This is a genomic window from Pseudomonas sp. P5_A12 (assembly GCF_056400685.1).
This window is the reverse complement of sequence record NZ_JBFUKU010000451.1, coordinates 1-3038: the sequence shown is the minus strand read 5'-3', so window position 1 is coordinate 3038 and position 3038 is coordinate 1. Positions and strand designations below refer to the sequence as shown.

At 58.7% G+C, this 3038-nt stretch carries 3 protein-coding genes; all 3 read right to left on the bottom strand.

Annotated features, from left to right (window positions below; translation table 11 throughout):
- Nucleotides 1-347 precede the first annotated feature (347 nt).
- Nucleotides 348-1388 carry a DNA topoisomerase IB gene (locus AC1DSG_RS29725; protein ID WP_477794061.1) on the bottom strand — a complete coding sequence of 347 codons (1041 nt, stop codon included), beginning with the start codon at nt 1386-1388 and terminating at the stop codon, nt 348-350.
- Nucleotides 1389-1465: 77 nt separating this feature from the next.
- On the bottom strand, nt 1466-2545 hold the full coding sequence (modC, locus tag AC1DSG_RS29720; RefSeq protein WP_477794060.1) for a molybdenum ABC transporter ATP-binding protein: 1080 nt from the start codon (nt 2543-2545) through the stop codon (nt 1466-1468).
- 3 nt (nt 2546-2548) lie between these two features.
- The coding region (locus AC1DSG_RS29715) for a molybdate ABC transporter permease subunit (protein ID WP_477794059.1) at nt 2549-3038 on the bottom strand (490 nt) is incomplete at its 5' end.

Sequence of the window (3038 nt, the reverse complement as noted above, 5' to 3'; positions counted from 1 at the left end):
GAGGAGGGTGGTGATGGACTCTTTTTCGGACATGGCAAACACCTCCGTTGAAGAAACCTGGCATATGCAGCAAAAAGCCCGCGTGAGGCGAGCTTGCCGTTGGGGTTGCTGTTCCTTCAGTTGTTTTTCAGTATAGACCCGTAGCAGGCAGGTGAATATTCATCTGCCTGGCCGGGCCTTCACGTGCGACGTTGAGTTCAGCCGTTGGCATTCCTGCCGGGTATCTGTTTCAGCCTCAAAACCGTCCCCGATGAAACAACGAATATGTCTTCCATGGCTTCACCGCAGCTGATTCTTGTTCAGATCAACTATAGAAGTTCTTTGTGATCGTGCAAAAAATAGACAGGTCAGTTCGTCGCTTCCGCACTGGCGAGCATTCGCTCAAGGAACACTGCCAGCCCGACTTCCTCTGACTTGAGACCTTTGCGCATCCTTGGCCGAGGCAGTTCAGCCAGGGCGCCGAGCATAAAAGCGTCGAGCACCGCCGGGTGGATGTAGCATTTTCGGCACACCGCCGGTGTGTTGCCCAATTGTCTGGCGACGTTCTTCACCATCTCTACTACTTGTCGCTTTGCATCAGACTCTGGTTCCCACTGCAATTCGCGCAGCACGGACAACGCCAGAACACTGCCCGCCCACGTGCGGTAGTCCTTCGCCGTGAAATCGGCGCCAGTGAGGGTTTGCAGGTAGGCGTTGACGTCGGCGGAACTGATGGTATGTCGATCGCCATTTTCATCCAGATACTGGAACAGGTTTTGTCCGGGGATTTCCTGGCAGCGCTTGATGATCCGGGCCAGGCGTCGGTCTTTCACGGTGATCTGGTGCTCGACGCCACTTTTGCCGCGGAACTGGAAGCGGATCGCACTGCCGTTGACTTCAACGTGTCGGCTGCGCAGGGTGGTCAGGCCGTAGGAGCGATTGTCCCGGGCGTATTGAGTGTTTCCGACCCGGATCAGAGTCGCATCGAGCAAGGTTATGACAGTGGCCATGACTTTATCTCGGCTGAAGCCGGGCGCCGCCAGTAGTGTTTCAAGCTGCTTGCGCAGTTTCGGCAGCGCCAGGCCAAAGTCGCGCAGGCGCGAGTATTTGTCGGCATCACGCACTTCGCGCCAGCGCGGGTGGTAGCGGTACTGCTTACGACCACGAGCGTCGCGACCGGTGGCTTGCAGATGACCGCACGGGTCGGCGCAAATCCACACATTCGTATAGGCCGGTGGCACGGCCAGGGCGTTGAGGCGTTTGATTTCGTCCGGGTCGGTGATGCGCTGGCCCGCAGGGTCGAAGTAACAAAATTTTCCACGCAGCAGTTTGCGGGTGATTCCGGGCTGCGTGTCATCGACATAGTGCAGGTCCGGTGGCAATACATCAGGCAACGCGGTATCGGACATGGCGAGTCATCCTCGGCGACAAATCAGGGGCCAGTACAGCCATTGACCGCATGCGTTTGTCGTTGGTGCCAAAAGACTTAGGCCAGGACCGCCACCGCTTTGATGTGTGCCCAGAGTTGCTGGCCGGTATGCAGGCCCAACTGGTCTCGAGAGTAGCGGGTGATACGTGACAGCAAGGGTGTGCCAGCGGCGTTCAGGCGGATCAGCACATGGGCGGCGTTGTCGGCACCGATTTCACTGATCACCGTCACCGGCAAGCGATTGAGGATGCTGCTTTGCTCGATGCTTTTCAGGCTCAGGCTGACATCGCGCGCGTGAACCTTGCAACGCAGTGCCTGGCCCAGGGGCATGGGCGCGTGAGCAACGCGAATGCCCAGATCGGTATCGGGTAACTGCAAGGTCAGCAACTGATAGTGCGCGTCATACGCGCTGACATGCCCTTCGATCACCACACCTGCGTCGTCGCCCAGCGCCAGTGGCAGGTCCAGGCGAGCGAGGGTTTCGCCGATGGGGCCGCTGGCCAGTGCCTTGCCTTCGCTCAGCAAGACGATATGGTCGGCCAGCCGCGCGACCTCATCCTGTGAGTGACTGACGTACAGCACCGGGATATCCAGCTCATCGTGCAGGCGTTGCAAGTAAGGCAGGATTTCGTTTTTGCGCTGACTGTCCAGCGCCGCCAGCGGTTCGTCCATCAACAAAAGTCTCGGGCTGGTGAGCAGCGCGCGGGCGATGCCGACCCGCTGCCGTTCTCCGCCGGAAAGATGCTGCGGGTGACGTTCCAGGAGGTGCCCGATTCCCAGCAGTTCCGTGGCATGGGCCATGTCGACCTTGCGTAACTGCTTCGGGATGCGTTTGAGACCAAATTCCAGATTTGCCAGCACCGACAGATGAGGAAACAAGCTGGCTTCCTGAAAAACATACCCCAGCGCGCGTTTATGTGGCGGCACGAAAATCTTCTTGTCGCTGTCCTGCCAGACCTCATCGTTGACCCGGATAAAACCCTGTTGAGCCCGTTCCAGACCCGCGATGCAGCGCAGGCAGGTGGTTTTCCCCGAACCGGAGTGTCCGTAAAGCGCGGTCACGCCACGGCCAGGCATTTGCAGGTCCACGTCCAGGGCGAACCCCGAATAGCTCAGTTTCAGACGCATATCGATCATCGATCAGCTCCAGCCTGCTTTGGTTTTACGGCCGGAGTAGAGCACCAGCAACACCGCAAAAGAGAACACCAGCATCGCCCCGGCCAGCCAATGAGCCTGGGCATATTCCATGGCTTCGACATGATCGTAGATCTGCACCGACACCACGCGAGTCTTGTCCGGGATATTGCCGCCGATCATCAAAACCACACCAAACTCGCCGACGGTGTGGGCGAAGCCGAGGATCGCGGCGGTGATGAAACCGGGTCGGGCGAGGGGCAGGATCACGCTGAAAAAGGTGTCCCATGGATTCGCGCGCAAGGTCGCGGCAACCTCTAATGGGCGAGTTCCAATGGCGGAAAACGCGTTTTGCAGCGGTTGAACCACGAATGGCATCGAATACAGCACCGAGCCAACGACCAGCCCCGCAAAACTGAAGGTCAGGGTGCCAAACCCCAGCGATTGAGTGAACTGACCGACAAAGCCGTGAGGTCCCAGTGCCAGCAGTGCCAGC